Origin of the sequence: Pseudomonas tumuqii (assembly GCF_013184545.1) — a bacterium.
Classification (GTDB): Bacteria; Pseudomonadota; Gammaproteobacteria; order Pseudomonadales; family Pseudomonadaceae; genus Aquipseudomonas; species Aquipseudomonas tumuqii.
This window is the reverse complement of the sequence record NZ_JAAOJA010000015.1, coordinates 51,885-75,547: the sequence shown is the minus strand read 5'-3', so window position 1 is coordinate 75,547 and position 23,663 is coordinate 51,885. Positions and strand designations below refer to the sequence as shown.

Here is a 23,663-nt window from a genome sequence, read left to right as displayed (position 1 = left end):
GACGACTTCTACGCCAGCAAGCTGGGCACCGCGCGCTTCTACTTCGCCCGCATCCTGCCGCGCATCCACTCGCTGACCGCCTCGGTCAAGGCCGGCAGCGAGAGCCTGTACCTGCTGGATGCGGCGCAGTTCTAAGCCACGCCCGGCAATGCAAAAGCCCCGGACATGTGCCGGGGCTTTTTTACATCTATCGGCGATGTGCTAGTGGTTGGCTTCGGTTTTCAGCGGCGGGGCGTCGGCCGGCTCGGGCGGTGTCGAACCATTGGCTTGCGGGCGTTCGCGCCGCCATTGCAGGGCGATCAGGATCAGGGTCGGGATGCCCAGCATGGCGGTGATCAGGAAGAACTCGGCATAACCGAGCTTCTCCACCAGAACCCCGGAATAGCCGCCGATCAGGCGCGGTAGCAAGAGCATGATCGAGCTGAGCAGGGCGTATTGGGTGGCCGAGAACTGCAGGTTGGTCAGGCTCGACAGGTAGGCGACGAACGCCGCCGTGGCCAGGCCGGCGCTGAAGTTGTCGGCGGAGATGGTGACGATCAGCATCTGCAGGTCGGCGCCCATGCCGGCGAGCAGGAGGAACAGCAGGTTGGTCGCGGCCGATGCCAGGCCGCCGATGAACAGGATCGGCAGGATCCCGAAGCGCACGATCAGCAGGCCGCCAAAACCGGCGCCGAGCAGGGTCATGACCAGGCCGAACAGCTTGCTGACGCTGGCGATCTGATCCTTGGTGAAGCCCTGGTCGATGTAGAACACGTTGGCCATCACACCCATCACGGTGTCCGACATGCGGTAGGTGGCGATCAGCCCGAGCAGGAGCAATGCCTGCCAGCGGTAGCGAATGATGAAGTCGTTGATCGGGGTCAGCACCGGTGCCAGGCCGCGGCGACCCATGCTCGACAGGCACAGCGTGGTGAGGATGCTGTACAGCAGGGCGCGCAGGAAGGCGCGGTCCTCGAGGAGCAGATCGAGCAGGCTGATTTCGCCACGCACCAGGCTGGCGAAATCGGTGTAATAAAACTGGGTGAACATCGCCGGCACCGAGATCAGCAGCACGATCAGCACCAGCACCGAGGCGATCTGATGGCTGAAACCGTAGCGTGCCGCGGCCAACTGGGTTTGCAGCGGCACCGCCGGTTCGCGCATCCACAGGCTGGTGAGCAGGCCGGGCAACATCAGCAGGGCGAACATCAGGTAGGTGCCCGCCCAGGCGCTGTGCTGGTAAAGCTGCACGGTAGAGCCGAACCCTTCGGCGAAGTACAAGGCGCCGGCGGTGGCCAGCAGTGCCGCGACCCGGTAGCCGGCCATGTAGCTGGCAGCCAGGGCCGCCTGGCGGGTGTCTTCGACGATCTCCAGGCGGTAGGCATCGATGGCGATGTCCTGGGTGGCGGAGGCGAAGGCCACCAGCACCGCCAGGGAGATCAGCCAGGTCAGTTTGGTCTGCGGGTCACACAACGCCATGCCGGCCAGGCCGATGGCAATCAGCACCTGGGCCAGTACCAGCCAGGAGCGGCGTCGGCCAAGCCTGCCGAGTAACGGCAGGCGCCACTGGTCGAGCAGTGGCGACCAGACCCATTTGAAGGCGTAGGCCAGGCCGATCAGGCTGGCAAAACCGATGGTTTCACGCGCTACGCCAGCTTCGCGCAACCACACCGACAGCGTGGAGAACACCAGCATGTAGGGCAGGCCGGCGGCGAACCCGAGGAGCAGCAGCACCAGCGTGGCGGGGCTGGAATAGGCGGCGAGGGCTTCGCGCCAGCTTTTACGGGGCATTGAGCGGGTATCTGTCTGCAGAGAGAGAATGGATTCAGGGCGCACTCTAACCGCTGTGCTCCATTGGGCGCCAGCCGTGCCGTCGGATATCCACGCGATCATTGATGACCAACACGCCTTCAGCCCGCAAGCGCTGCCGTTGCTCCGCGCCGGAAACACTGCCCGCCGGCAGGCTCAGGCGGCCGCTGGCGGCGATCACCCGATGCCAGGGCAGCGTCGTACCCGACGGCAGCTGGCTGAGGCTGCGTCCTACCCAGCGTGCGGCGCGGCCCAGGCCGGCCAGCTCGGCCAGTTGGCCATAGCTGACCACCTTGCCCGCCGGAACTTGTGCGAGCGTCAGATACAGCGCCTCACGGCGTGCATCCTGGCTTGCTGCTGGCAGGGGCGAAGCGGCATGCTTGGCAGCCTCACCCTGACCTGGCGGTTGTCGACCGATCATGCTGCTGCGCATCCTGCTGTTATCCGCATTCGTGGGCTTGGCCATGCCGGTGTCGGCGGACACGGTCTGGCTGAATAATGGCGACCGCCTGAGCGGCGACATCCTGCTGCTCGACGGCGGCAAGCTGGCGCTGAAAACCCGCTATGCCGGCCAGGTGCTGATCGACTGGAAGGATATCGATACCTTGCGTTCGGACCAACCCCTGTTGCTGCGTCGCCAGGGATTGGACAGCGAGCTCAGCAAGCAGTTGGCTGCGGCGGGCAAAGGCATGGTGCGGGTCATCAATGCGACCGCCCAGACCGTGCCGCTGGCCAGTATTACCCGTCTGGTGCCGCCACGAGCGGTGCTGCAAGATCGGCTCTGGGAGGGCAATCTCGACGCCAAGCTGGACATGGAGCGCAACGAGGATGACTCCGATGAGTGGAAGCTCAAGGGCAACACCCGGGTCGAGCATGGTCGCTGGCGGCATGTTCTGACCGGCGATCTGGAACACGAGACCAAGAACGGCAGCAAGGTCGACGATAACTGGAAACTGGAGTACGACCTTGACCGCTTCCTCACCGAGCACTGGTTCTGGCGCGTCGGCGGTGAGCAGCAGCAAGACCAGTTCGAGTTCATCAGGCGTCAGCGGATGGTCGGCACCGGGCCCGGTTATCGCTTCTGGGATAACGAGTTGGGGCGCTTCGATCTGATCGGCCAGTTCAATCGCGTTCACTTCGATACGACTGCCGGTGATCTGGCATTAAACACGTTCTCTCTGGAGTGGGATTACAAGCGCCTGCTATGGGGCACCCGCCTGGAGTTCCATAGCAACGCCGAACTGCATATCCCCGAAATCGCTGAAATCGACTACGTACTCGACAGCGAGTTCGGCCTGCGCTATCGGCTCAACAGCTGGGCCCGCCTGTCGCTGTTGTACGAACTGGATCAAATCCGTGGCCTGGGGCGCACCGCCTCCGAGCGCCACTATCTGATGGGTGTCGGGTTCGGCTGGTAGGTTATTGCCATCCTGACGCCGGTCGCTTGGCTTGAACTCCGATTAATTCCGACGGTCAGTCCTTGTTCAGTGCCCGGGCTCGCGCATAATGCCCGGCTTTTACCCAATCAGAGCCTTTCAAGCCCGCTTATGATGTCTAGAACCTTGCTATGCCTAGCCCTTTCGGCAGCTACCAGTCCTCTGCTGGCCGATACCGTGTGGTTGAAAAACGGTGATCGGCTGAGCGGCACCATCAAATTCTTCGAGGGAAAAAAACTGCTCCTGGAAACCGAGTACGGTGGCTCGATTGCGCTGGACTGGAAGAAGATCGCCACCCTGCAAAGCGACCAGGAACTGTTGATCAAGGAAGGCAAGATTACCGGCGAGCGGGCCAAGTCCCTGTTGGCCGCCGAGGAGGGCAAGGTCACCCTGGTCAATGGCGAGGAGCCGAGGACCATCGAACTGGCCAGTGTCCGGCAAATCATGAAGCCCAAACCGCTGGTCGAAGACCTGACCTGGAAGGGCAATCTCGACGTGGCGCTGGACTACAAACGTGCCGAAACCGACACCGACGATTACGAAGTCGACATGAAGACCCAGGCGCGTCACGGCCTGTGGCGACACAACGCGGAAGTCGGTTACGACCGTGAGTACCAGGACGGTGTGGTGGCCACGGACAATTGGGCAACCGAATACGCCCTGGACCGTTTTTTCGACGAGCACTGGTTCTGGCAGGGGCGCCTCGAATACAAGCGCGACCAGATCGAGGATCTGGCCCGGCAGCGCACCGTCGGTACCGGTCCGGGTTACCAGTTCTGGGATAACGAGCTGGGCGCCTTCTCGGTAGTCGGTCTGCTCAATCGCACCGACTATGAATATGCCAACGGCGAGAATGACAACTTCTACTCGGCGAGCGCCAAGTGGGACTACAACCGCTACCTGATCGGCAAGAGCATGGAAGTGTTCAGCACCGGTGAAGTGGGTAAACCGCTGGCCAATGTCGCCGATTACACCCTGGATACCGCGCTGGGCCTACGCTACAAGGTCAATAGCTGGGCCTCGCTGAACATGAAGGCCGAGAAAGAGCTGGTCAGCGGCTCGGAAGGCGATATGGACGAGACCCGCTACAGCCTGGGCTTCGGCGTCGGCTGGTAATAAGCCATTGCGCCGCCAGTCGGTGGCGCTCGATAGGCCCTGCACCGCAATGCCGCTCACTGGAACCCAGTGGGCGGGCAAAGGCATAAATCGATGGGTAGCGCTGCGCTCGACGTCATCCTGCTGTTGCGGGATGCGGTTGCGCGCAGCGATACCCATCATATCAGCGCGATCCGGACGCATCCGCCACTCATGGGCTGGCTGTCAGTCGAGCATATCGGCGAAGCGTTCATCCTTCTTGAACACCAGCGGCTGGGCGAAGCCTGGCACCTTGATCTGTTCGGTACCCAGCTCGATGGCTTTGTCGTCGATCAGGTCGCGGCCGAAGTTGTAGATGATTTCCAGCTGGCCCTGCATGGCCTGCTCGTCATAGGCGCGGGCCGCGGCGCGGGTCTGTTCGCGGCGGTTGCAGTAGGCGTCGAAGGCCGCTTCGCCGTGCCGCTTGCGCAGCATCTTGTCGACCACATGGGGCGCCAGCACCACGGCACTGGCGTTGTTGCCGCCGAAGCCCTTGGAGTTGATGAAGCACACATCGAGTTGCTGCGGCTCGCGTTGGCGATCCGCGGTGGCGAAACTCAGGTGCTCCTGAAACACGTCGTCGGCGACCGCATCGATGGTCTTGATTCCGGGGATGACGCCGTACTTGAAGCTGCCCAGGGCGGAGATCACCTGATCGCCGCTGGCAGTGGCCAGGGAATGGCCGACGAAGGCCTTGACCGCGGTCACCGGCCATTGCTCGATGGCGAAGGCGGCGGCGATGCGGTCCAGCAGTTCCGATTCGGTGGTGCGGTTGGCCGGGGTGCTGGAGCCGTGGGCTTGGACGAAGCTGCGCTGGCGCACGGCATCGGTGCCGAGCAGTTGCACGGCGCTGGCTACCGCTTTGGCCATGGTCAGGTAATTACCGGGGCCGGGGGCGGAGATGGATTTCTTGAAGCCGTCGGCGTTGACGAAGACATCCGGCACTGCGCCATGGATGTCGGCCCCCAGTTCCAGGGCCAGTTCGTCGTCCATCAGCACCACGAACTGGCAGGCCTCGGCCAGGGTGAAGCCGCAGTTGTCGCCAAACGGGCGGCTGGCGCGGCGGAAATCCACCTGCTCGTTGCCTTCGATCTGGCGCAGGCCTTCTTCGGTGGCCAGTGCGCCCATGGCGCCGTAACCCTCGATGCATTCCTGATTGACCGGTGCCTCGCTGCTGCCGACGATGACCACCCGGGCCTTGCCTGCGGTGATCTGCTCGATGCCTTTCTGCAGGTTGTAGAGGAAGGTGGCGCAGGCGCCCGTGATGGCGCCGGTGCTGCCGACACTGCCGAGCACATAGGCGTTGATGAAGTCCGCCGGCATGCTGTTGAGGCCCAGGGCCAGCTGCTTGGCGGTGACCCGGCCGCCCTTGAGCCGCGATTGCATCATGCCGCCGAAGCCGTTTTCGTCGAGCTGGCTCATGATGCAGCTGGCGAACACCGCCACTTCGTCCGGCTGTACCCGGTCGACGATCGATTGCCAGGGCAGGCCGGTCGAGCGCAGGGCGTCGGTCACCCCGACAATCGCCATGCTCAGGCCGCGCGGATGGAAGCGCGAGTTGTAGTGTTCGCCCGGCTCGAAGCCGCTGGGCAGCTGGCCGGCGGACTTCACCGGCAGGGCGCGGTAGCTGTCGACCTTGAAGTCGCAGCTGTCGTGCAGGGTGACGCGCACCTCGGTGGCGTTGAGTTGCTCCACCGACCAGTTGCCCGGCAGGGGCTCGGGCAGTTGCTTGCGATTGCTGATGAAGCTCAGCGGCGTGTCGGGCGTGCCGCTGACGCTGATGTTCTTTTGCCAATGGGCGGCGTCGACATCCAGGTGCTGCAGTTCGATGCGGCGTACCAGGGTCGAGGCGAGAATCTGTTCGGCGAAGCGGCTGTCGATCTCGGCCAGGCTCAGCAGCGTGCCGTCGTCGCTCTGGTAGCTGCCGTCGAGGACTTGCACCAGCTTCATCATCACTGCCAGGCCGGCGAGGGTTTCCTGGCGCGCGCGGGTGTCCATCGACTCGATCACGGTGCGGCGGAAGCCGTGGTGAAAGGAGCTGCGGCCGGCTGCGTTATAACCACCAAAACCTACGATCACGGGTAAGCGAGACTTCACGCGGAAACTCCTTCAAATAAATACGCCGGACAAGCTCAGATGAAGCAATACCTGCTTGTCGCCCGCCCAGGAACCCGTAAACACGGGGACATTCGATGGGGCGAGCAGTGGCTCGACTGTTCGGGTGATTATGCTGACGTGATTTCTGACCCGTGAGTCACTGCTTCGACCAAGGTAGCGCTTCGGAAAGACCATACTCCTGCTAAGGTTTCTGCAGTTCAAGGTTCCGCTGGAGAACAATAATGCACAGCCTCAACCCCTACGAATATGGCATGCCGCGCGATGTGGCGAACTTTCAGGCGCTCAGCCCCTTGAGTTTTCTCGAGCGCGCGGCGAGTGTCTACCCGCAGCGCACGGCGCTGATCAACGGTAGCCTGCGGCAAACCTGGGGCGAGACCTACAGCCGCTGCATTCGCCTGGCTTCGGCCCTGGCCCGGCGCGGCATTGGCCTGGGCGATACGGTGGCGGTGGTCGCGCCGAACGGCCCGGCGATGTTCGAGGCGCACTTCGGCGTGCCCATGTGTGGCGCCGTGCTGAATGCCATCAACACCCGCCTGGATGCCGAAGCCATCGCCTTCATCCTGCAGCACGGCGAAGCCAAGGTGCTGCTGGTCGACAAGGAGTTCGGCGAACTGGTGCAGCGCGCCACCAGCCACCTGCCCAACCGGCCGCTGATCATCGGCATCGACGACCCGCAGTATCAGGACGGCCAACTGATCGGTCAGCTCGACTACGAGGCGCTGCTCGCCGAAGGCGACGCCGACTATGCCTGGCAGATGCCAGCCGACGAGTGGCAGGCGATCTCGCTCAACTACACCTCCGGCACCACCGGCAACCCCAAGGGCGTGGTCTACCACCACCGCGGTGCGCACCTGAATGCCCTGTCCAACGCGATGTGCTGGGACATGAGCCGCTTCCCGGTGTACCTGTGGACGCTGCCGATGTTCCACTGCAACGGCTGGTGCTTCCCCTGGGCCCTGGCGGCCTATGTCGGGGTCAACGTGTGCCTGCGCCACGTGCGCGCCGAGGCCATCTACCCGCTGATCGCCGAGCACGGCGTCGACCATTTCTGTGGCGCGCCGATCGTGCTGAACATGCTGGCCAATGCCGCCGATGACCTGAAGGCGCTGAAGACCCGCCCGGTCAAGGTGCTGACCGCCGGCGCCGCACCACCCGCCGCGGTGATCGAGGCCATGGAAGCCATGGAATTTCGCGTCACCCACGTCTATGGCCTGACCGAAACCTATGGCCCCAGCGTGGCCTGCGAATGGAAGGCGGAGTGGGACAGCGAAACCCCCGAGCAGCGTGCCCGCCTCAAATCCCGCCAGGGCGTGCGCGCGCCGCTGCTCGACGGCCTGATGGTGGCCGACCCGGACAGCCTGCAGCCGGTGCCCAAGGACGGTCAGACCATCGGCGAGATCATGATGCGCGGCAACGTGGTGATGAAGGGCTACCTGAAAAACCCGAGCGCCACCGCCGAGGCTTTCGCCGGTGGCTGGTTCCACTCCGGTGACCTGGCGGTGTGGCACGCCGACGGCTACGTCGAGATCAAGGACCGCTCCAAGGACATCATCATTTCCGGTGGCGAGAACATCTCCTCGATCGAGGTGGAAGATGTGCTCTATCGCCATCCGCAGATCCTCGAGGCCGCGGTGGTGGCCATGCCCAGCGACAAATGGGGCGAAACCCCGTGCGCCTTCGTCACCCTCAAACCGGGTGTCGAGCTGACGGCGGCCGAGGTGATCGCCTTCTGCCAGCAGCGCATGGCGCGCTTCAAGGTGCCGGGCTGCGTGGTCTTCACCGCCCTGCCGAAAACCTCCACCGGCAAGGTGCAGAAGTTCGTCCTGCGCGAGCAGGCGCGGGCGATGGCGCAAGGTGGTCAGGCGGCGTAGGCAGGTAAGCCGATCGGTAGGTGGTCGGCGCTCCTGAAGCGCCACACAGCCAGCCCCCCTACGACCTCGCAGATATTGCCCATAACCATAGGATCGGAACCACGTCAGCGGTATTCGATGCCGCTGATGTGGGTGCTGATCCGGGTGCCGGCCTTGCCTTCGACAATTGCCTCGATATCGGCCAGGGCGCCGATTACCGCGGGCTTGCCGGTATGCCGGGCGAATTCGCAGGCGGCTTGCACCTTGGGGCCCATGGAGCCGGCGGCAAAGGACAGTCGTTCCAAGGCATCCGGGTGGGCCCGGGCGATGGCTTTCTGCGTCGGCAGGCCCCAGTCGGCGAAGGCCGCGCTGACGTCGGTGGCGATCACCAGCAGGTCGGCGCCCAGTTGCTCGGCCAGCAGCGCGGAGCAGAGATCCTTGTCGATCACCGCTTCGATGCCCTTGAGCTTGCGGTTTTCGTCGTAGACGGTAGGGATGCCGCCGCCACCGGCGCAGATCACCACCGTGCCTTTCTCCAGCAGCCATTGGATCGGGCGGATTTCGAAGATCCGCTGCGGCCTGGGGCTGGCCACCACCCGGCGGAAGTTGTCGCCGTCGGCGGCGATGCTCCAGCCTTTTTCCGCCGCCAGGCGCTGCGCCTGCTCCTGGTTATAGACCGGGCCTATGGGCTTGCTCGGATGGGCGAAGGCCGGATCGGCCGGGTCGACCTCGACCTGGGTCAGCAGGGTGGCGAAGGGCACCTCGAAGGGCAACAGATTGCCCAGTTCCTGCTCGATCATGTAGCCGATCATGCCCTCGGTCTCGGCACCCAGGACGTCCAGCGGGTAGGCGTCGGTGGCGCCGTAGGCGGCATTCTGCAGCGCCAGCAGGCCGACCTGCGGGCCGTTGCCGTGGGCGATGACCAGCTGTTTGCCGGGGGCGATGCGGGCGATCTGCGCGCAGGCGCTGCGCACGTTATCGCGCTGGTTTTGCGCGCTCAGGGCCTCGCCGCGCCGCAGCAGGGCATTGCCGCCCAGGGCGATTACCAATCGCATAGTCGCTCTCCGTTAAATGCAGGCAAGCCGTGGCGGGTAAGGGTTTTCCCGGATTGCATCCGGACTACGAGAGCGGGTTGGGTATGCATGATCCTGGGCCGCGATCAGATATCGCCGAGGGTGGCGACCAGCACCGCCTTGATCGTGTGCATGCGGTTTTCCGCCTGTTCGAAGGCGATGCAGGCCGGGGATTCGAAGACCTCGTCGGTCACTTCGATGCCACCCGCCAGGTGCGGGTACTGTTCGGCTATCTGCTGGCCGAGTTTGGTTTCGGCATTATGCAGGGCCGGCAGGCAGTGCATGAATTTGCATCGTGGGTTGCCGCTGGCTTGCAGCATCGCGATGTTGACCTGGTAGGGCAGCAATAATCCGATGCGCTCGGCCCAGGCTTCCACGGGTTCGCCCATGGAAACCCAGACATCGGTGTGGATAAAGTCGACGCCCCGCACTGCGGCCAGGGCATCTTCGCTGAGGGTCAGGCGCGCGCCACTGGCGGCAGCGAAGGCCTGGCATTGCTCGACTAACGCGGCGTCCGGCCACAGTACCTTGGGTGCGGCGATGCGCACGTCCATGCCGAGCTTGGCGCCGATCAGCAACAGCGAGTTGCCCATGTTGTTGCGCGCATCACCCAGGTAGGCATAGCTGATGTTGTGCAGCGGCTTGTCGCTGTGCTCGCGCATGGTCAGCACGTCGGCGAGCATCTGCGTGGGGTGGTATTCATCGGTCAGGCCATTGAACACCGGCACCCCGGCGAACTTGGCCAGTTCCTCGACGATTTCCTGATGGTAGCCACGGTACTCGATGGCGTCGTACATGCATCCGAGCACCCGCGCGGTGTCCTTCATGGTTTCCTTGTGACCGATCTGCGAAGAACTTGGGTCGATATAGGTGACGTTGGCGCCCTGGTCATAGGCCGCCACCTCGAAGGCGCAGCGGGTGCGGGTCGAGCTCTTCTCGAAGATCAGCGCGATGTTCTTGCCCTTGAGATGTTGCTGCTCGGTGCCGGTGTATTTGGCGCGCTTGAGGTCGCGGGCCAGGTCCAGCAGGTAACGCAGTTCCTGGGCGTTGTGGTGGATCAGGCTGAGCAGGCTGCGGTTGTGCAGGTTGAAGGCCATGGCAAGTTCCTCGTCAGACCACGAAGGTCTGGCTGGTCAATAGTCGATGGGGTCACGGCTGATCGGGCAGCTCATGCAATGGCCGCCACCGCGGCCGCGCCCCAGTTCGCTGGCGTCGATGGTCACCACCTCGACCCCGGCCTTGCGCAGCAGGGTATTGGTGTAGGTGTTGCGGTCGTAGCCGATCACCACCCCGGGTTCGAGGGCCAGCACGTTGTTGCCGTCGTCCCACTGCTCGCGTTCGGCCTCGTAGCTGTCGCCGCCGGTTTCCACCACCCGCAGCTGTTTCAGCTTGAGCGCTGCGGCCACCACCTGGAGGAAGGGCTGGTCCTCGCGGCGGATGTCGATGCCGCCCGGTTTGCCCGGGTCGGGGCGCAGGCTGAACGGCACTATCTGGTTGATCACCTCGGGGAAGACGGTCACCAGGTCGCGGTCGCAGAAGCTGAACACCGTGTCCAGGTGCATGGCCGCCCGGGACTGCGGCAGGTCGGCGACTATCACCCGCTCGACTGCGCCCTTGGCGAACAGTTTCTGCGCCAGTTGGCCGATGGCCTGGCGCGAGCTGCGCTCGCCCATGCCGATCAACAGTACGCCGTTGCCGATCGGCATGACGTCGCCGCCTTCCAGGCTGGCCGAGCCGTGGTCGAGGTCCGGGTCGCCGTACCAGGTGTCGAATTGGGCATTGGCGAAGTCCGCGTGGAACCGATAGATGGCCGCGGCCAGCAGGGTTTCCTGGCGGCGCGCCGGCCAGTGCATCGGGTTGAGGGTGACGCCGCCGTAGATCCAGCAGCTGGTGTCGCGGGTGAACAGGCTATTGGGCAGCGGCGGCAGGATGAAACTGGACTGGCCGATGAAGTCGCCGAGCATCTTCAGGCTGGCGCTTGCACCCAGGTCCTTGAGCAGGTCGGCCACCGTCACCCCGCCGATCAGGTGGTCGGCCAGCCGGCGCGGCTCCAGGCTTTGCAGCCAGCTGCGCACCTCGTCCTGCAGGCCGATACCCACCAGGTTGGCGGTGATCTTGCGGTCGAGAATCCACTGCAGCGCCGCGGGATCGCGCACGGTGTCGGTGAGCAGGTTGTGCATCTCCAGAACCTCGACGCCGCGCTCGCGCATCTTGCTGACGAAGTCGAAGTGGTCGCGTTTGGCCTGGCTGACCCAGATCACATCGTCGAACAGCAACTGGTCGCAGTTGTTCGGGGTCAGGCGCAGGTGCGCCAGGCCGGGCGAGCAGACCAGCACCTTGCGCAGTTTGCCGGCTTCGGAATACACGCCGAGTGCGCGTGTGGGCATGTCGAACTCCTTCTCTCAGAGGCTGAGGAAACCGGCGTAGAGGCCATAGGCGGCGATGCCGGCACCGACCAGTACGGCGAGGAATACCAGGCTTTCCAGCGGGGTGAATACCGGCTGGCCCCGCTCGCGCTTGGCCTTGGCGAACAGTATGGCGCCAGGGGCATAGAGCAGTGCCGACAGCAGCACATACTGCAGGCCGCCGGCGTAGACCAGCCAGACGGCATAGATCAGTGCGATCAGGCCGATCAGCAGGTCCTTGTTACGCGCGCCGGGGGCGCCCTCGTAGGTCTCGCCGCGCACCGCCAGCAGCACGGCGTAGGCCGCCGACCAGAAATACGGCAGCAGGATCATCGAGGTGGCCAGGTACAGCAGGCTCAGGTAGGTGGCCTGGTTGAACAGGGTGACGATCAGGAACAGCTGGATCAGGCCGTTGGACAACCACAGGGCATTGGTCGGAACCCGCTTGGCGTTTTCCTGCTTGAGGAAGTTGGGCATGGTGTGATCGCGGGCGCCGACGAACAGGATCTCCGCACAGAGCAGGGTCCAGGCCAGCAGGGCGCCGGTCAGCGAGACGATCAGGCCGACGCTGATCAGCACCGCGCCCCAGTGGCCGACTACCTGCTCGAGTACGCCGGCCATGGACGGATTCTGCAACCCGGCCAGCTCGGCCTGGCTCAGGATGCCCATCGACAGCACATTGACCATGACCAACAGCAGCAGCACGCCGACGAAGCCGATCACGGTGGCCTTGCCGACGTCCGCCCGGTTGTCGGCCCGGGCCGAATAGACGCTGGCGCCCTCGATGCCGATGAACACCCAGACGGTGACCAGCATCATGTTGCGCACCTGGTTCATCACGCTGCCCAGCTCCAGGTTGCCGGTGCCCCAGAAGTCGGCGGTGAACACCTCCAGCTGGAAGGCGATGGCGGTGATGACGATAAACAGCAGCAGCGGCACCAGCTTGGCGATGGTGGTCACCAGGTTGACCAGCGCCGCTTCCCTGATGCCGCGCAACACCAGCAAATGCACGATCCACAACAACAGTGAGGCGCAGGCGATGGCCGCCGGGGTATTGCCCTCGCCAAACACCGGGAAGAAGTAGCCGAGGGTGCTGAACAGCAGGACGAAGTAGCTGACGTTGCCGATCCAGGCGCTGATCCAGTAGCCCCAGGCCGAGGAGAAGCCCATGTAGTCGCCAAAGCCGGCCTTGGCGTAGGCATAGACCCCGGCGTCCAGTTCGGGCTTGCGGTTGGCCAGGCTCTGGAACACGAAGGCCAGGGTCAGCATGCCGACCGCGGTGATCGCCCAGCCGATCAGGATCGCCCCGGCGCCGGCGCTGGCCGCCATGTTCTGCGGCAAGGAAAAGATCCCGCCGCCAACCATCGACCCCACAACCAGGGCCACCAGGGCGGGCAGACGAAGTTTCGCAGCAGCCTGGGACATGTTGTTTCTCCTTGAGAGTCGGCAGGGCTGGCGCCATTCATCCACAATCGGGCCCGGGGCAGGCTGATCTGGATCAACCCCGCTCGGGATTGTCGGGCACGGGCGGCCGGCTTTGCGCGGCAGCTGTGCGTTGCCTAAGCCTCTCGGGAGGGGGCGTCGCGCGCAGCGAGATCCTGGCGCGGTGCCGGTGCGCACGGCCCCGCGCACCCTGCTTCTGTACTGGCTGGTGCGGCAGACAAAAAAAGCCCGGCACTAAGGCCGGGCAGAAGGTACACGGAGTACTTCAAGCGGTCGCGATCAGCTCATGCCCAGCCAGTTCGGCAGGGCCAGGGAGATGGCCGGGACGTAGGTGATCACCACCAGGAAGCCGAGCAGCAGCATCAGCCACGGCCAGGCGGCCTTGATCACCGCGGTCAGCGGCATGCCGGTGACCGCCGAGGTGACGAACAGGTTGAGCCCCACCGGCGGGGTGATCAGGCCGATCTCCATGTTCACCACCATGATGATGCCCAGGTGGATCGGGTCGATGCCCAGTTGCACGGCGATCGGGAAGAGGATCGGCGCGAGGATCAGGATGATTGCCGAGGGCTCCATGAAGGCACCGGCCACCAGCAGCACGATGTTTACCACCAGCAGGAACTGCCACGGCTGCAGGCCCATCTCGATGACCAGGGCGGTGATCGTTTGCGGAATCTGCTCGGTGGTCAGTACATGGGCGAAGAGCATGGCGTTGGCGATGATGAACATCAGCATGATGGTCAGCTTGCCGGACTCCAGCAGCACCTTGGGGCACTCGCGCACGCTCATGTCCTTGTACACGAACAGGGCAACGAAGCCGGCGTAGACCGCCGCCACCGCAGCCGCTTCGGTCGGGGTGAACATGCCGGAGTAGATGCCGCCGAGGATGATCACCATCAACAGCAGGCCCCAGACCGCCTTGCGCGCGGTTCTCAGCAGTTCGCCGAGGCTGGCGCGCGGCAGGGACGGCAGGTTCATCTTGCGCGCGACTATGTAGATCGCCACCATCAGCGCCACGCCGAGCATCAGGCCCGGCACGACGCCGGCCATGAACAGCTTGCCGACCGACTGCTCGGTCGCCGCGGCGTACACCACCATGACGATCGACGGCGGGATCAGGATGCCCAGGGTGCCGGCGTTGCAGACGATGCCGGCGCCGAAGGCCTGCGGGTAACCGGAACGGACCATGCCGGCGATGGCGATCGAGCCGACCGCCGCCACGGTCGCCGGCGACGAGCCGGACAGTGCGGCGAACAGCATGCAGGCCATCACCGCGGAGATCGCCAGGCCGCCACGGATATGGCCGACGCAGGCGTTGGCAAAATCGATCAGGCGCTGGGCCACCCCGCCGGTGGTCATGAAGGCGCCGGACAGGAGGAAGAACGGAATCGCCAGCAGGGTGTAGTGCTCGCTGGTTTCGAACAGCTTGATCGCCAGCGAACGCACCGAGTCGGGGCTGAACAGCATGATGGTGATCGAACCGGCCAAGCCGAGCGAGGCGGCGATCGGCACGCCGATGAGCATCAGCGCGAACAGCAGGATGAAGAGGAACAGAATGGTCATTGCTTGGGCTCCTCGTGCTCGGTCAACTTCATGGCTTCGGCGGCCTCATCGGCCAGGCCGAGACCGGTCTGCTGGTTGCGCAGGATGCGCACGAAGATTTCCAGGAAACGGATAAACACCATGGTGTAACCGAACGGCACGATCATGGTGATGTGCCATTGCTTGATGCCGTAATGGCCGAGGTCTTCGGCCCCGATGCCGGCGGTGAACAGGGTGCGCATCCAGTCGAAGCTGGCCACCGCGATCAGCCCGGCATAACCCAGGCAGCACAGGCAGGCGATCAGGCCGATGATGCGTTGCACCGGCTTGCGCGCCAGTTTCACCAGGGCGTCGACGCCGATATGGCCGGCGGTGCGCACGCCATAGGCCAGGCCGAAGAAGATCAGCCAGGCGAACAGCGCCTTGGTCAGGGCGATGCTCCAGGTCATGGTCTGGGCCAGGTCGAGAATGAAATCGCCGATGGCGAGCAGCGCTTCGTTGCCGCCAAAGAAGTCACCCAGGCTGTAGAACAGGGTGTAGAAATTATTGAGGATTACGTAAACGAAGGTCACAAGCGTCATGGCCGCGAGCAGGAACGCGATAAAGCCTTCCTCGAAGTGGTTCCAGACGCGCAGCAAGGCGTTCATCGATAAGTTCTCCAGTGTTGGGAGTGAAGGGCCAGGGCAGTCCTGTTCGACTGCCCTGGCGCAAATGCCCGGCAGCGGGGCTGGTCGCCGCCGCTGCCGATGGATCAGGCCGTCAGGCGGCTAACCTGTGCGGCCCGAACCACCTTACTGGTTGGCAGCGTCGGCGGCTTTGATCAGGTCGGCACCGATTTCGCCTTCGAACTTGGTCCATACCGGCTTCATGGCGTCGCGCCACATGCCGCGCTGCTCAGGGGTCAGCTCGATGATTTCGGTGGTTTTGGCGGCGAGGATGCGCTGCTTGTCGCCCTGGTTGAGCGCGTCGGCCTGCTTGTTCACCTCGGCGGTCACTTCCACGATGATCTTGTCCAGCTCGCTGCGAACGTCTTCCGGCAGGCCGTTCCAGAACTTGGTGTTGGTGATCAGCATGTAGTCGAGCACACCGTGGTTGGACTCGGTGATGTACTTCTGCACTTCATGCATCTTCTGGCTGTAGATGTTCGAGTAGGGGTTCTCGGCACCGTTGACCACGCCAGTCTGCAGACCCTGGTAAACCTCGGCGAAGCTCATCTTGCGCGGGTTGGCGCGCACTGCCTTGAACTGCTCTTCCAGTACGGCGGACGCCTGTACGCGGAACTTCAGGCCGCGGGCATCTTTCGGCTCACGCAGTGGTTTGTTGGCGGACAGCTGCTTGAGGCCGTTGTGCCAGTAACCCAGGCCGGTGATGTTCTTCGACTCCATCGACTTGAGCAGGCCTTGGCCTTCCGGGCTTTGCTGGAAACGGTCGACTGCAGCCATATCCTTGAACAGGAACGGCAGGTCGAATACCTGGATTTGCTTGGTGTATTGCTCGAACTTGGCCAGGGACGGGGCGATCAGCTGCACGTCACCGAGCAACAGGGCTTCCATTTCCTTGCCATCGCCGAACAGCGAGGAGTTGGGGTAGACCTCGACCTTGACCTTGTCGCCCAGACGCTCTTCGGCGAGCTTCTTGAACAGCAACGCACCTTGCCCCTTGGGGGTGTGCTCGGCGACCACGTGGGAGAATTTGATCACGATCGGCTCGGCCGCTTGGGCCATACCGGCGATGCTCAGCGACAGGGCGCAAGCCAGCGCCTTGGCAGTCAGTTTGAACATGGAGTGCTTCCTCTTGTTTTGATTATCGTGTCAAGCGCCGCAGCGCAGAAAACGGGCGAACAAGAGCAAGTCTAGGCGGCCTGCCGGAAAACGACGGACGCTGGGCAGCGATTGCCTGGACTTGTGCTTGTTGGATCGCCTGCAGGGACTAGAGCAACCGCCATGCCAGACTGTTGATCGGCGTTGCGGACAGGCGCGGAAAATCCTCGGCAGAAGGCCTTGGCACCTTGCGGGAACTGGTTTGTGCGGGGGGCAGAGAGGTTCCCGGCAGCGCTTCGGCACGCCGCTGCTGCAGGTTATGGCGCGCTGGAGTGGGCGAAAATGGCGGGAATCCGCCAGTCAGTCGAAGTCATCTGGCGAGCTTCCGCCAGTATCGGCGACGCTCAGGCCATGCTTGCGCAATTTATCGTGCAGGGTCTTGCGCGGCACGCCGAGGGCTTCGGCCAGGCTGCGCAGCGAACCATGGGCACGACTCAGTTCGGCGGCGATCATGGCGCGCTCGAAGGCTTCGACCTGCTCGCTGAGGTTACCGCTGGGCGGCACGCCGTTCTGCGGGCGGTCCAGGTTCAGCTCCAGGCCGAGATCCAGGCCCAGGTCGAGACCGATGGCGAAGCGCTCTGCGGCATTCTGCAGTTCGCGCACATTGCCCGGCCAGGGGTGACGCAGGAGCATGGCGCGCTGCCCCGGCTGCAGTTCGCGCACCGGCAGGCCGTGGCGGGCGCTGGCGCCATCGGCGAAGTGCTGGAACAGCAGCAGGGCGTCTTCGCCGCGTTCGCGCAGGGGCGGAATGCGCAGCGGGGCGACGTTCAGCCGGTAATACAGGTCGGCGCGGAAGCGGCCCTGGTCGGCGGCCTGGCGCAGGTCTTCCTTGGTCGCGGCAATCACCCGAATATCCAGCGGGATCAACTGGTTGCCGCCCAGGCGCTCGACTACCCGTTCCTGCAGCAGGCGCAGCAGCTTGACCTGGACTTCCAGGCTCATGCTCTCGATTTCATCGAGGAACAGGGTGCCGCCGTTGGCAAACTCGAACTTGCCGATACGGCGCTTTTGCGCCCCGGTGAAGGCGCCCGGTTCGTGACCGAACAGTTCGCTTTCCACCACCGATTCGGCCAGGGCACCGGCATTGATGGCGACGAAGGGACCGTCGCGGCGATTCGACAGGTCATGCAGGGCGCGGGCGACCACCTCCTTGCCGGCGCCGGTCTCGCCGAGGATCAACACATCGGCGCTGATGTTGGCCAGGGCGCCGATCTGCTCGCGCAGGCGCGCCATGGCCGGCGACTGGCCGACCAGGCGCGCGCTCAATTGCTGGCGGTCGGCCAGGGCCAGGCGCAGGCTGCGGTTATCCAGGACCAGGCGGCGCAGGGCGAGGGCGCGGCGCACGCTGTCGAGCAGGTCGTCGCTGGCGAAGGGTTTTTCCAGAAAGTCATAGGCGCCGGCGCGCATCGCCTGCACCGCCAGCGGTACATCGCCATGGCCGGTGATCAGCAGCACCGGCAGGTCCGGGTCCTGCTCGTGCAGCTGTTCGAGCAGCTGCATGCCATCGATGCCCGGCATGCGGATATCGCTGACCACCACGCCCGCCCAGTCGCGCTCGATGCGTGCGGCGACGCCGCGGGCGTCGGCCAGGCTGACGACCTTCAGGCCGGCCAGGTCGAGGGTCTGGCTCAAGGCCTGGCGCAGGTGCGGGTCGTCGTCGATCAACAGCACCTGGGTGCCTGGGGCGAGGGTGGTCATACGCAATAGTCCTCGGGCGACTGGGTTTTAACGCCGTGTTCGGCGGCGCGCAGGCGCAGGGTCAGCAGGGCGCCACCGTCGGGGTGGTTGGCCAGCAGCAGTTCACCGCCGAGGGCACGGATCAGGGTATCGCAAATTGCCAGGCCCAAGCCTAGCCCTTGAGCGCTGGTCTTGGTGGTGAAGAAGGGTTCGCGGGCGCGTTGCAGGGCTTCGGCAGTGAATCCCGGGCCGTTGTCGCGCAGGTGCAGGTCGACGCCCTCCGCACTGCGTTCGGCACTGAGCCAGATGCGCCGCGGCGGCGCTTTCTCGCCCAGGGCATCGAGGGCATTGGCCAGCAGGTTGCCGAGCACCTGGCGCAGGCGGGTTTCGCCGGCCTGGACCCAGAGGGTGGCGTCCGGCAGGTCGCGAATCAGCTCGACCTCCATCGCCCGGCGGCGTTTGGCCAACAGCGCCAGGGCGTCGTCGAGGGCCGGTTGCAGGGCCACGCTTTCCGGAGCATGACGATCGCGGCGGGCGAAGGCGCGCAGGTGGGAAATGATCGAGGCCATGCGTTCGGTCATCTGGCTGATCAGCTTGAGATTGGCGCGCGCGTCTTCGCTGCGCTGGTGGTCGAGCAGCACGCAGGCGTTGTCGGCATAGCTGCGAATCGCCGCCAGCGGCTGGTTGAGCTCGTGGCTGATGCTCGCGCTCATGGTGCCCAGGGCCGACAGTTTGCCGGCCTGGACCAGCTCGTCCTGGGCGCGGACCAGCTCCTGCTGGGCGTGTTCGCGCTCCAGCACTTCCTGTTTCAGGCGGCTGTTGAGCAGCTCAAGATCCTGGGTGCGCTCCTGTACGCGCAGCTCCAGCTGTTGCCGCGCATGGGTATCCAGGGCGATGCGTTCAAGGTAATGCCGGCGCCGTTGCATCAGCAGGCCGAGCAGCAGGATCAGTACCAGCAGCGCCGCGCCACCGACGGCGACAGCGGTGCGCACGGGGCGATCGAGCAGCAGGCGCGGCGCCAGGATGCTCACGGTCCAGCCGATATCGTCGAGGTGGCGGCTCTGCCGGAGCCAGGCCGCGGGTTCGAGGTGCAGGGGCGGCGGCGACTGGATGCGGTACGGCTGGGTGGCGGTAATCGTGGCGCGTTCGGCATTGTCCAGCTCGCGGGTGGCATGGAAACGCCAATCGGCCTGGGAGGTGAGGATCACCACGCCGTAGTTGTCGGTGACCAGCAACTGCTCGGGACGATTGCCCCACAGGGTTTCGGTGTGGTCGAGGTCGACCTTGACCACCAGCACGCCAAGGTTCTGCGCACCCTCGCGCACGGCGGCGGCGAAGAAGTAGCCGCGCTTGCCGGAGGTGGTGCCGAGGCCGAAGAAGCGCCCGGGGCGGCCCTGCATGGCTTCGCGGAAATAGGGACGGTAGGAGAAGTTGCGCTCGACGAAGCTGTCCTGCTGATCCCAGTTGGAGGCGGCCAGGGTCTTGCCGTCGGGGGCCATCAGGTAGATCACGTCGGCCCCGGTCTGCTGCTGCAGGTCGGCGAGCAGGTGGTTGGCCTGGTCGCGCAGTTGCCCATCGGCGCTCTGCTGCAACAGCTGACGCAGGGTCGGCAGTTGCCCGAGGACCGGCGGTAGCACCTCGTAGCGGTTCAGGGTGCCGAGCAGGTTGGCGACGTAGAGATCGAGGGTCTGGCGATTCTGTTCGCTCAGCACGCCGCTGTAATAACGTTCCGCCAGTTGCTGCAGCGGCCAGAGCAGCGGCGTCAGCAGCAGGGCCAGCAACGCCAGGCTGCGCCAGCGGAGACGTTTGGGGGTGCGGATGGTTGCGGTCATGGAGTCAGGCGCCTGGGTGTCGCAGGTAGTATGCATCTTCGAGCTTTAGCAAGGGATGTGCCAGTGGCGCTTGGCTAGGCGGGCTGCAACCCGTCAGGTGTCGCCAGCCTGCCGCGATTGGGCACCCTGGATAGAGTGCTGGCGCTTATTCAGGCTATGGCTTGCGGCGCTCACCGCTGTGCAGGCACTCGAGCAGGGCGCTGTGCCAGTCGCTCAACTGGACATGCCAGTCGCGTTGCAGGCGGGTGCAGTCGAGCCGCGAGTTGAGCGGACGCCGGGCGGGTGTGGGGTAGGCGCTGCTGGGAATGGGCTGCAGGGTCGCGGTGGCTTTGCCTTGCGCGCGCAGTTGCTCGGCGATCGCGCTGGCGAAGCCGAACCAGGACACTTCGCCCTGGGCGCTGAGGTGATACAGCCCCCAGGGGCCGGCGCGGCCATGGCGCCAGCGCTCGACCAGCTGGCGGGTGGCGTCGGCGATGCTGCCGGCCCAGGTCGGCGCGCCGATCTGGTCGGCCACCACATTCAGGCTGGCGCGTTCCTGCAGCAGGCGTTGCATGGTCAGCAGAAAGTTGCGCCCGTGCAGCGAGTAGACCCAGCTGGTGCGCAGGATCAGGTGGGCGCCGCCGACCGCCTGGATCGCCTGTTCCCCGGCCAGCTTGCTGCGGCCGTAGACGTTGAGCGGGTTGGGCGCGTCGTCCTCGGCATAGGGCGCGTTTTTTGTGCCGTCGAACACGTAGTCGCTGGAGTAGTGGATCAGCGGCGCACCCAGCGCGGCGGCTTCCTCGGCGAGAATGCCGGGCGCCATGGCGTTGATGGCGAAGGCCAGGTGCGCTTCACTCTCGGCCTGGTCGACCGCGGTGTACGCCGCGGCGTTGATCACCAGCTCGGGTCGCAGCTCGCGCAGCTGCTGGCGAATCTGCTCCGGCTGGCTCAGGTCGAGCCGGTCGCGGCCGCACACGATCAGCTCGCCTTGTCCGCGCAGGCTCAGTTGCAGTTCGCGGCTGACTTGGCCGTGCTCACCGATCAGCAGGATCTTCATGGGAAAACCTCCGCATCGGCCAGGCTGAGGCCGGCCTGGTCCTTGGCCGAGAGCTGCGGCGCACTATCCAGTGGCCAGGCGATGGCCAGGCTCGGGTCGTCCCAGCGGATGCAGCGCTCGTGGGCCGGCGCATAGTAGTCGGTGGTCTTGTAGAGGAATTCGGCGTATTCGCTGAGCACCAGAAAGCCGTGGGCGAAGCCTTCCGGCAGCCACAGTTGGCGTTTGTTTTCGGCAGACAGGTGCACGCCTGTCCACTGGCCAAAGGTTGGCGAGCTGCGGCGAATATCCACCGCCACGTCGTACACCTCGCCCGCGGTGACCCGCACCAGCTTGCCCTGGGCCTGCTGCAGTTGGTAGTGCAGGCCGCGCAGCACGCCGCGTTGCGAGCGCGAGTGGTTGTCCTGGACGAACGCGCATGTGCGACCGGTTGCCTGCTCGAAGGCGCGGGCGTTGAAACTCTCGTAGAAGAAGCCGCGTTCGTCGCCGAACACCCGGGGTTCGAGGATCAGCACGTCCGGCAGTTCGCTGGCAATCACCTTCATGGGTGCTCCTCCGCCAGCTTGTACAGGTATTGGCCGTAGCCGGTCTTGCCGAAGGCCTGGGCCTGGCTGAGCAGCTGTTGCTTGTTGATCCAGCCATTATTGAAGGCGATCTCTTCCAGGCAGGCGACTTTCAGGCCCTGACGGTGTTCGATGGTCTGCACGTATTGCGAGGCCTCCAGCAGGCTGTCGTGGGTGCCGGTATCGAGCCAGGCGAAGCCACGACCGAAACGCTCGACATGCAGGTCGCCGCGCTCGAGGTAGGCGTTGTTGACGTCGGTGATCTCCAGTTCGCCGCGCGCCGAAGGTTTGACCGCCTTGGCGATCTCGATCACATCGTTGTCGTAGAAATACAGGCCGGTGACGGCGTAGCTGGATTTCGCCTTGGCCGGTTTTTCCTCGATGGAGATGGCTCGACCGCTGGCGTCGAACTCGACCACGCCGAAGCGTTCGGGATCCTTGACCCAATAGCCGAAAATCGTCGCGCCGCTGGGTTCGGCGGCGGCGCGCAGGAGCTTCTCGGTGAAGTGCTGGCCGTGAAAGATATTGTCGCCGAGGATCAGGCACACGGGGTCGCTGCCGATGAACGACTCGCCGATCAGAAAGGCCTGGGCCAAGCCTTCCGGTGCCGGCTGTTCGGCGTAGACGAAGCGCACGCCGAACTGGCTGCCGTCACCGAGCATCTTCTGAAAATTAGGCAGGTCCACGGGCGTGGAGATAATCAGAATCTCGCGGATGCCGGCGAGCATCAGCACCGAGATCGGGTAGTAGATCATCGGCTTGTCGTAGATCGGCAGCAGCTGCTTCGACACCCCGAGGGTGATCGGGTGCAGGCGGCTGCCGGAGCCGCCTGCGAGAATTATTCCTTTCATCATCCCGCCTTTCATAAAGAAGCTCCCAGGCGTTCACGTTGATAGCTGCCATCCTGCACGCGGCGGCACCAGTCGAGGTTGTCCAGGTACCAGCGCACGGTCTTGCGCAGGCCGCTGGCGAAGCTTTCCTCGGGTGTCCAACCGAGTTCGCGTTCGATCTTGCCGGCGTCGATGGCGTAGCGCTGGTCGTGGCCGGGGCGATCCTGCACAAATGCAATGAGTTCTTTGTAGGCGCCGGCCTGGCGCGGCGCCAGTTCATCGAGCAGCGCGCAGATGCTCTCCACCACATGCAGATTGGTCTGCTCGTTGTGCCCGCCAATGTTGTAGGTCTCGCCCACCCGGCCCTCGCTCACCACCTTGAGCAGGGCGCGGGCATGGTCCTCGACATACAGCCAGTCGCGCACCTGCTGGCCGTTGCCGTACACCGGCAACGGTTTGCCCTCCAGGGCGTTGAGGATCACCAGCGGGATCAGTTTTTCCGGGAAGTGATAGGGGCCGTAGTTGTTCGAACAATTGCTCAGCAGTACCGGCAGGCCATAGGTACGCTGCCAGGCGCGAACCAGATGGTCGGAGGCCGCCTTGCTCGCCGAGTAGGGCGAGCTGGGCGCATAGGGCGTGCTCTCGGTGAACAGCTGGTCAACGCCATGCAGATCGCCATACACCTCGTCGGTGGAAATATGGTGAAAGCGAAAGGCCTGCCGGCGCGCCGCGTCCAGCTGCAGCCAATAGGCGCGGGTGGCTTCCAGCAAGGCATAGGTGCCGACGATATTGGTCTGGATAAAGGCGGCCGGGCCGTCGATGGAGCGGTCCACATGCGACTCGGCCGCCAGGTGCATGATCGCGTCCGGCTGGAACTCGGCCAGGGCGCGACTGACCACCGCGCTGTCGCCGATATCGGCCTGGAGGAAGTTGTAGCGCGGGTTGTCCGCGACGCTGGCCAGCGATTCGAGGTTGCCGGCGTAGGTCAGCTTGTCGAGATTAAGCACCTGATGCTGGGTGTTATTGAGCAGGTGGCGAATCAGCGCCGAGCCGATAAAACCCGCGCCGCCGGTGACCAGAATACGCATGGAAAAATTGCCCTTTGAATACAGTCTTCGA

General features: G+C 64.5%; 20 protein-coding genes. 4 read left to right on the top strand and 16 right to left on the bottom strand.

What is annotated here, in order from left to right; translation table 11 throughout:
- Positions 1-135, top strand: a 135-nt coding sequence (locus G9C89_RS21735) for an acyl-CoA dehydrogenase C-terminal domain-containing protein (RefSeq protein WP_172152123.1), incomplete at its 5' end; no start/stop codon positions are given.
- 66 nt (positions 136-201) lie between these two features.
- Here the strand turns inward: G9C89_RS21735 and G9C89_RS21730 are convergent.
- Positions 202-1,770, bottom strand: coding sequence for an AmpG family muropeptide MFS transporter (locus G9C89_RS21730; RefSeq protein WP_172152121.1), 1,569 nt, complete (start codon positions 1,768-1,770; stop codon positions 202-204).
- Between the two features lie 46 nt (positions 1,771-1,816).
- A complete protein-coding gene (locus G9C89_RS21725; RefSeq protein ID WP_172152119.1) occupies positions 1,817-2,209 on the bottom strand; it encodes an MGMT family protein in 393 nt (130 codons plus the stop codon).
- On the opposite strand from G9C89_RS21725, the gene G9C89_RS21720 reads away from it, so the two are divergent.
- Both G9C89_RS21720 and G9C89_RS21715 read left to right on the top strand, forming a co-directional pair.
- On the top strand, positions 2,208-3,206 hold the full coding sequence (locus G9C89_RS21720; protein WP_172152117.1) for a DUF481 domain-containing protein: 999 nt from the start codon (positions 2,208-2,210) through the stop codon (positions 3,204-3,206). The two genes, G9C89_RS21725 and G9C89_RS21720, sit on opposite strands and share 2 nt — an antisense overlap.
- A gap of 129 nt (positions 3,207-3,335) precedes the next feature.
- Positions 3,336-4,340 carry a DUF481 domain-containing protein gene (locus G9C89_RS21715; protein WP_172152115.1) on the top strand — a complete coding sequence of 335 codons (1,005 nt, stop codon included), beginning with the start codon at positions 3,336-3,338 and terminating at the stop codon, positions 4,338-4,340.
- Positions 4,341-4,544: 204 nt separating this feature from the next.
- On the opposite strand, the gene G9C89_RS21710 is transcribed toward G9C89_RS21715, so the two are convergent.
- Positions 4,545-6,455 (bottom strand): beta-ketoacyl synthase, encoded by a 1,911-nt coding sequence (locus G9C89_RS21710; protein WP_172152113.1) that lies wholly within the window; start codon positions 6,453-6,455, stop codon positions 4,545-4,547.
- A gap of 242 nt (positions 6,456-6,697) precedes the next feature.
- Here G9C89_RS21710 and G9C89_RS21705 point away from each other — a divergent pair, with 242 nt between their 5' ends.
- Entirely contained in the window at positions 6,698-8,347 is a 1,650-nt protein-coding gene (locus G9C89_RS21705; protein WP_172152111.1) for an acyl-CoA synthetase, read from the top strand.
- Positions 8,348-8,451: 104 nt separating this feature from the next.
- On the opposite strand, the gene arcC is transcribed toward G9C89_RS21705, so the two are convergent.
- The 13 genes from arcC to rfbB all read right to left on the bottom strand — a co-directional run bounded on the left by arcC (position 8,452) and on the right by rfbB (position 23,632).
- Positions 8,452-9,381, bottom strand: coding sequence for a carbamate kinase (arcC, locus tag G9C89_RS21700; RefSeq protein ID WP_172152109.1), 930 nt, complete (start codon positions 9,379-9,381; stop codon positions 8,452-8,454).
- 104 nt (positions 9,382-9,485) lie between these two features.
- Positions 9,486-10,496, bottom strand: coding sequence for an ornithine carbamoyltransferase (locus G9C89_RS21695; protein WP_172152107.1), 1,011 nt, complete (start codon positions 10,494-10,496; stop codon positions 9,486-9,488).
- Between the two features lie 36 nt (positions 10,497-10,532).
- Positions 10,533-11,786, bottom strand: a complete 1,254-nt coding sequence (gene arcA / locus G9C89_RS21690; protein WP_172152105.1) for an arginine deiminase — start codon at positions 11,784-11,786, stop codon at positions 10,533-10,535.
- A 15-nt stretch (positions 11,787-11,801) separates the two neighbouring features.
- Positions 11,802-13,229 (bottom strand): arginine-ornithine antiporter, encoded by a 1,428-nt coding sequence (arcD, locus tag G9C89_RS21685; RefSeq protein ID WP_172152103.1) that lies wholly within the window; start codon positions 13,227-13,229, stop codon positions 11,802-11,804.
- Between the two features lie 297 nt (positions 13,230-13,526).
- A complete protein-coding gene (gene dctM, locus G9C89_RS21680; RefSeq protein WP_172152101.1) occupies positions 13,527-14,810 on the bottom strand; it encodes a C4-dicarboxylate TRAP transporter large permease protein DctM in 1,284 nt (427 codons plus the stop codon).
- On the bottom strand, positions 14,807-15,436 hold the full coding sequence (locus G9C89_RS21675) for a TRAP transporter small permease (protein WP_172152099.1): 630 nt from the start codon (positions 15,434-15,436) through the stop codon (positions 14,807-14,809). Before G9C89_RS21675 ends, dctM begins: the two co-directional genes overlap by 4 nt.
- 144 nt (positions 15,437-15,580) lie before the next feature.
- Positions 15,581-16,570, bottom strand: coding sequence for a C4-dicarboxylate TRAP substrate-binding protein DctP (dctP, locus tag G9C89_RS21670; protein WP_172152097.1), 990 nt, complete (start codon positions 16,568-16,570; stop codon positions 15,581-15,583).
- 339 nt (positions 16,571-16,909) lie between these two features.
- Positions 16,910-18,307: a sigma-54-dependent transcriptional regulator gene (locus tag G9C89_RS21665; RefSeq protein ID WP_172152095.1), complete on the bottom strand. Its 1,398-nt coding sequence runs from the start codon at positions 18,305-18,307 to the stop codon at positions 16,910-16,912.
- On the bottom strand, positions 18,304-20,118 hold the full coding sequence (locus G9C89_RS21660; protein ID WP_172152093.1) for a sensor histidine kinase: 1,815 nt from the start codon (positions 20,116-20,118) through the stop codon (positions 18,304-18,306). The genes G9C89_RS21665 and G9C89_RS21660 overlap by 4 nt, the downstream gene beginning before the upstream one ends.
- 154 nt (positions 20,119-20,272) lie before the next feature.
- Positions 20,273-21,154, bottom strand: coding sequence for a dTDP-4-dehydrorhamnose reductase (gene rfbD, locus G9C89_RS21655; protein WP_172152091.1), 882 nt, complete (start codon positions 21,152-21,154; stop codon positions 20,273-20,275).
- Positions 21,151-21,696 carry a dTDP-4-dehydrorhamnose 3,5-epimerase gene (gene rfbC, locus G9C89_RS21650; RefSeq protein WP_172152089.1) on the bottom strand — a complete coding sequence of 182 codons (546 nt, stop codon included), beginning with the start codon at positions 21,694-21,696 and terminating at the stop codon, positions 21,151-21,153. The genes rfbD and rfbC overlap by 4 nt, the downstream gene beginning before the upstream one ends.
- The gene (gene rfbA, locus G9C89_RS21645) at positions 21,693-22,565 is read right to left on the bottom strand and encodes a glucose-1-phosphate thymidylyltransferase RfbA (protein WP_172152087.1); all 873 of its coding nucleotides are present in this window, start codon (positions 22,563-22,565) and stop codon (positions 21,693-21,695) included. The genes rfbC and rfbA overlap by 4 nt, the downstream gene beginning before the upstream one ends.
- A gap of 11 nt (positions 22,566-22,576) precedes the next feature.
- Positions 22,577-23,632: a dTDP-glucose 4,6-dehydratase gene (gene rfbB / locus G9C89_RS21640; RefSeq protein ID WP_172152085.1), complete on the bottom strand. Its 1,056-nt coding sequence runs from the start codon at positions 23,630-23,632 to the stop codon at positions 22,577-22,579.
- Positions 23,633-23,663: the final 31 nt, after the last annotated feature.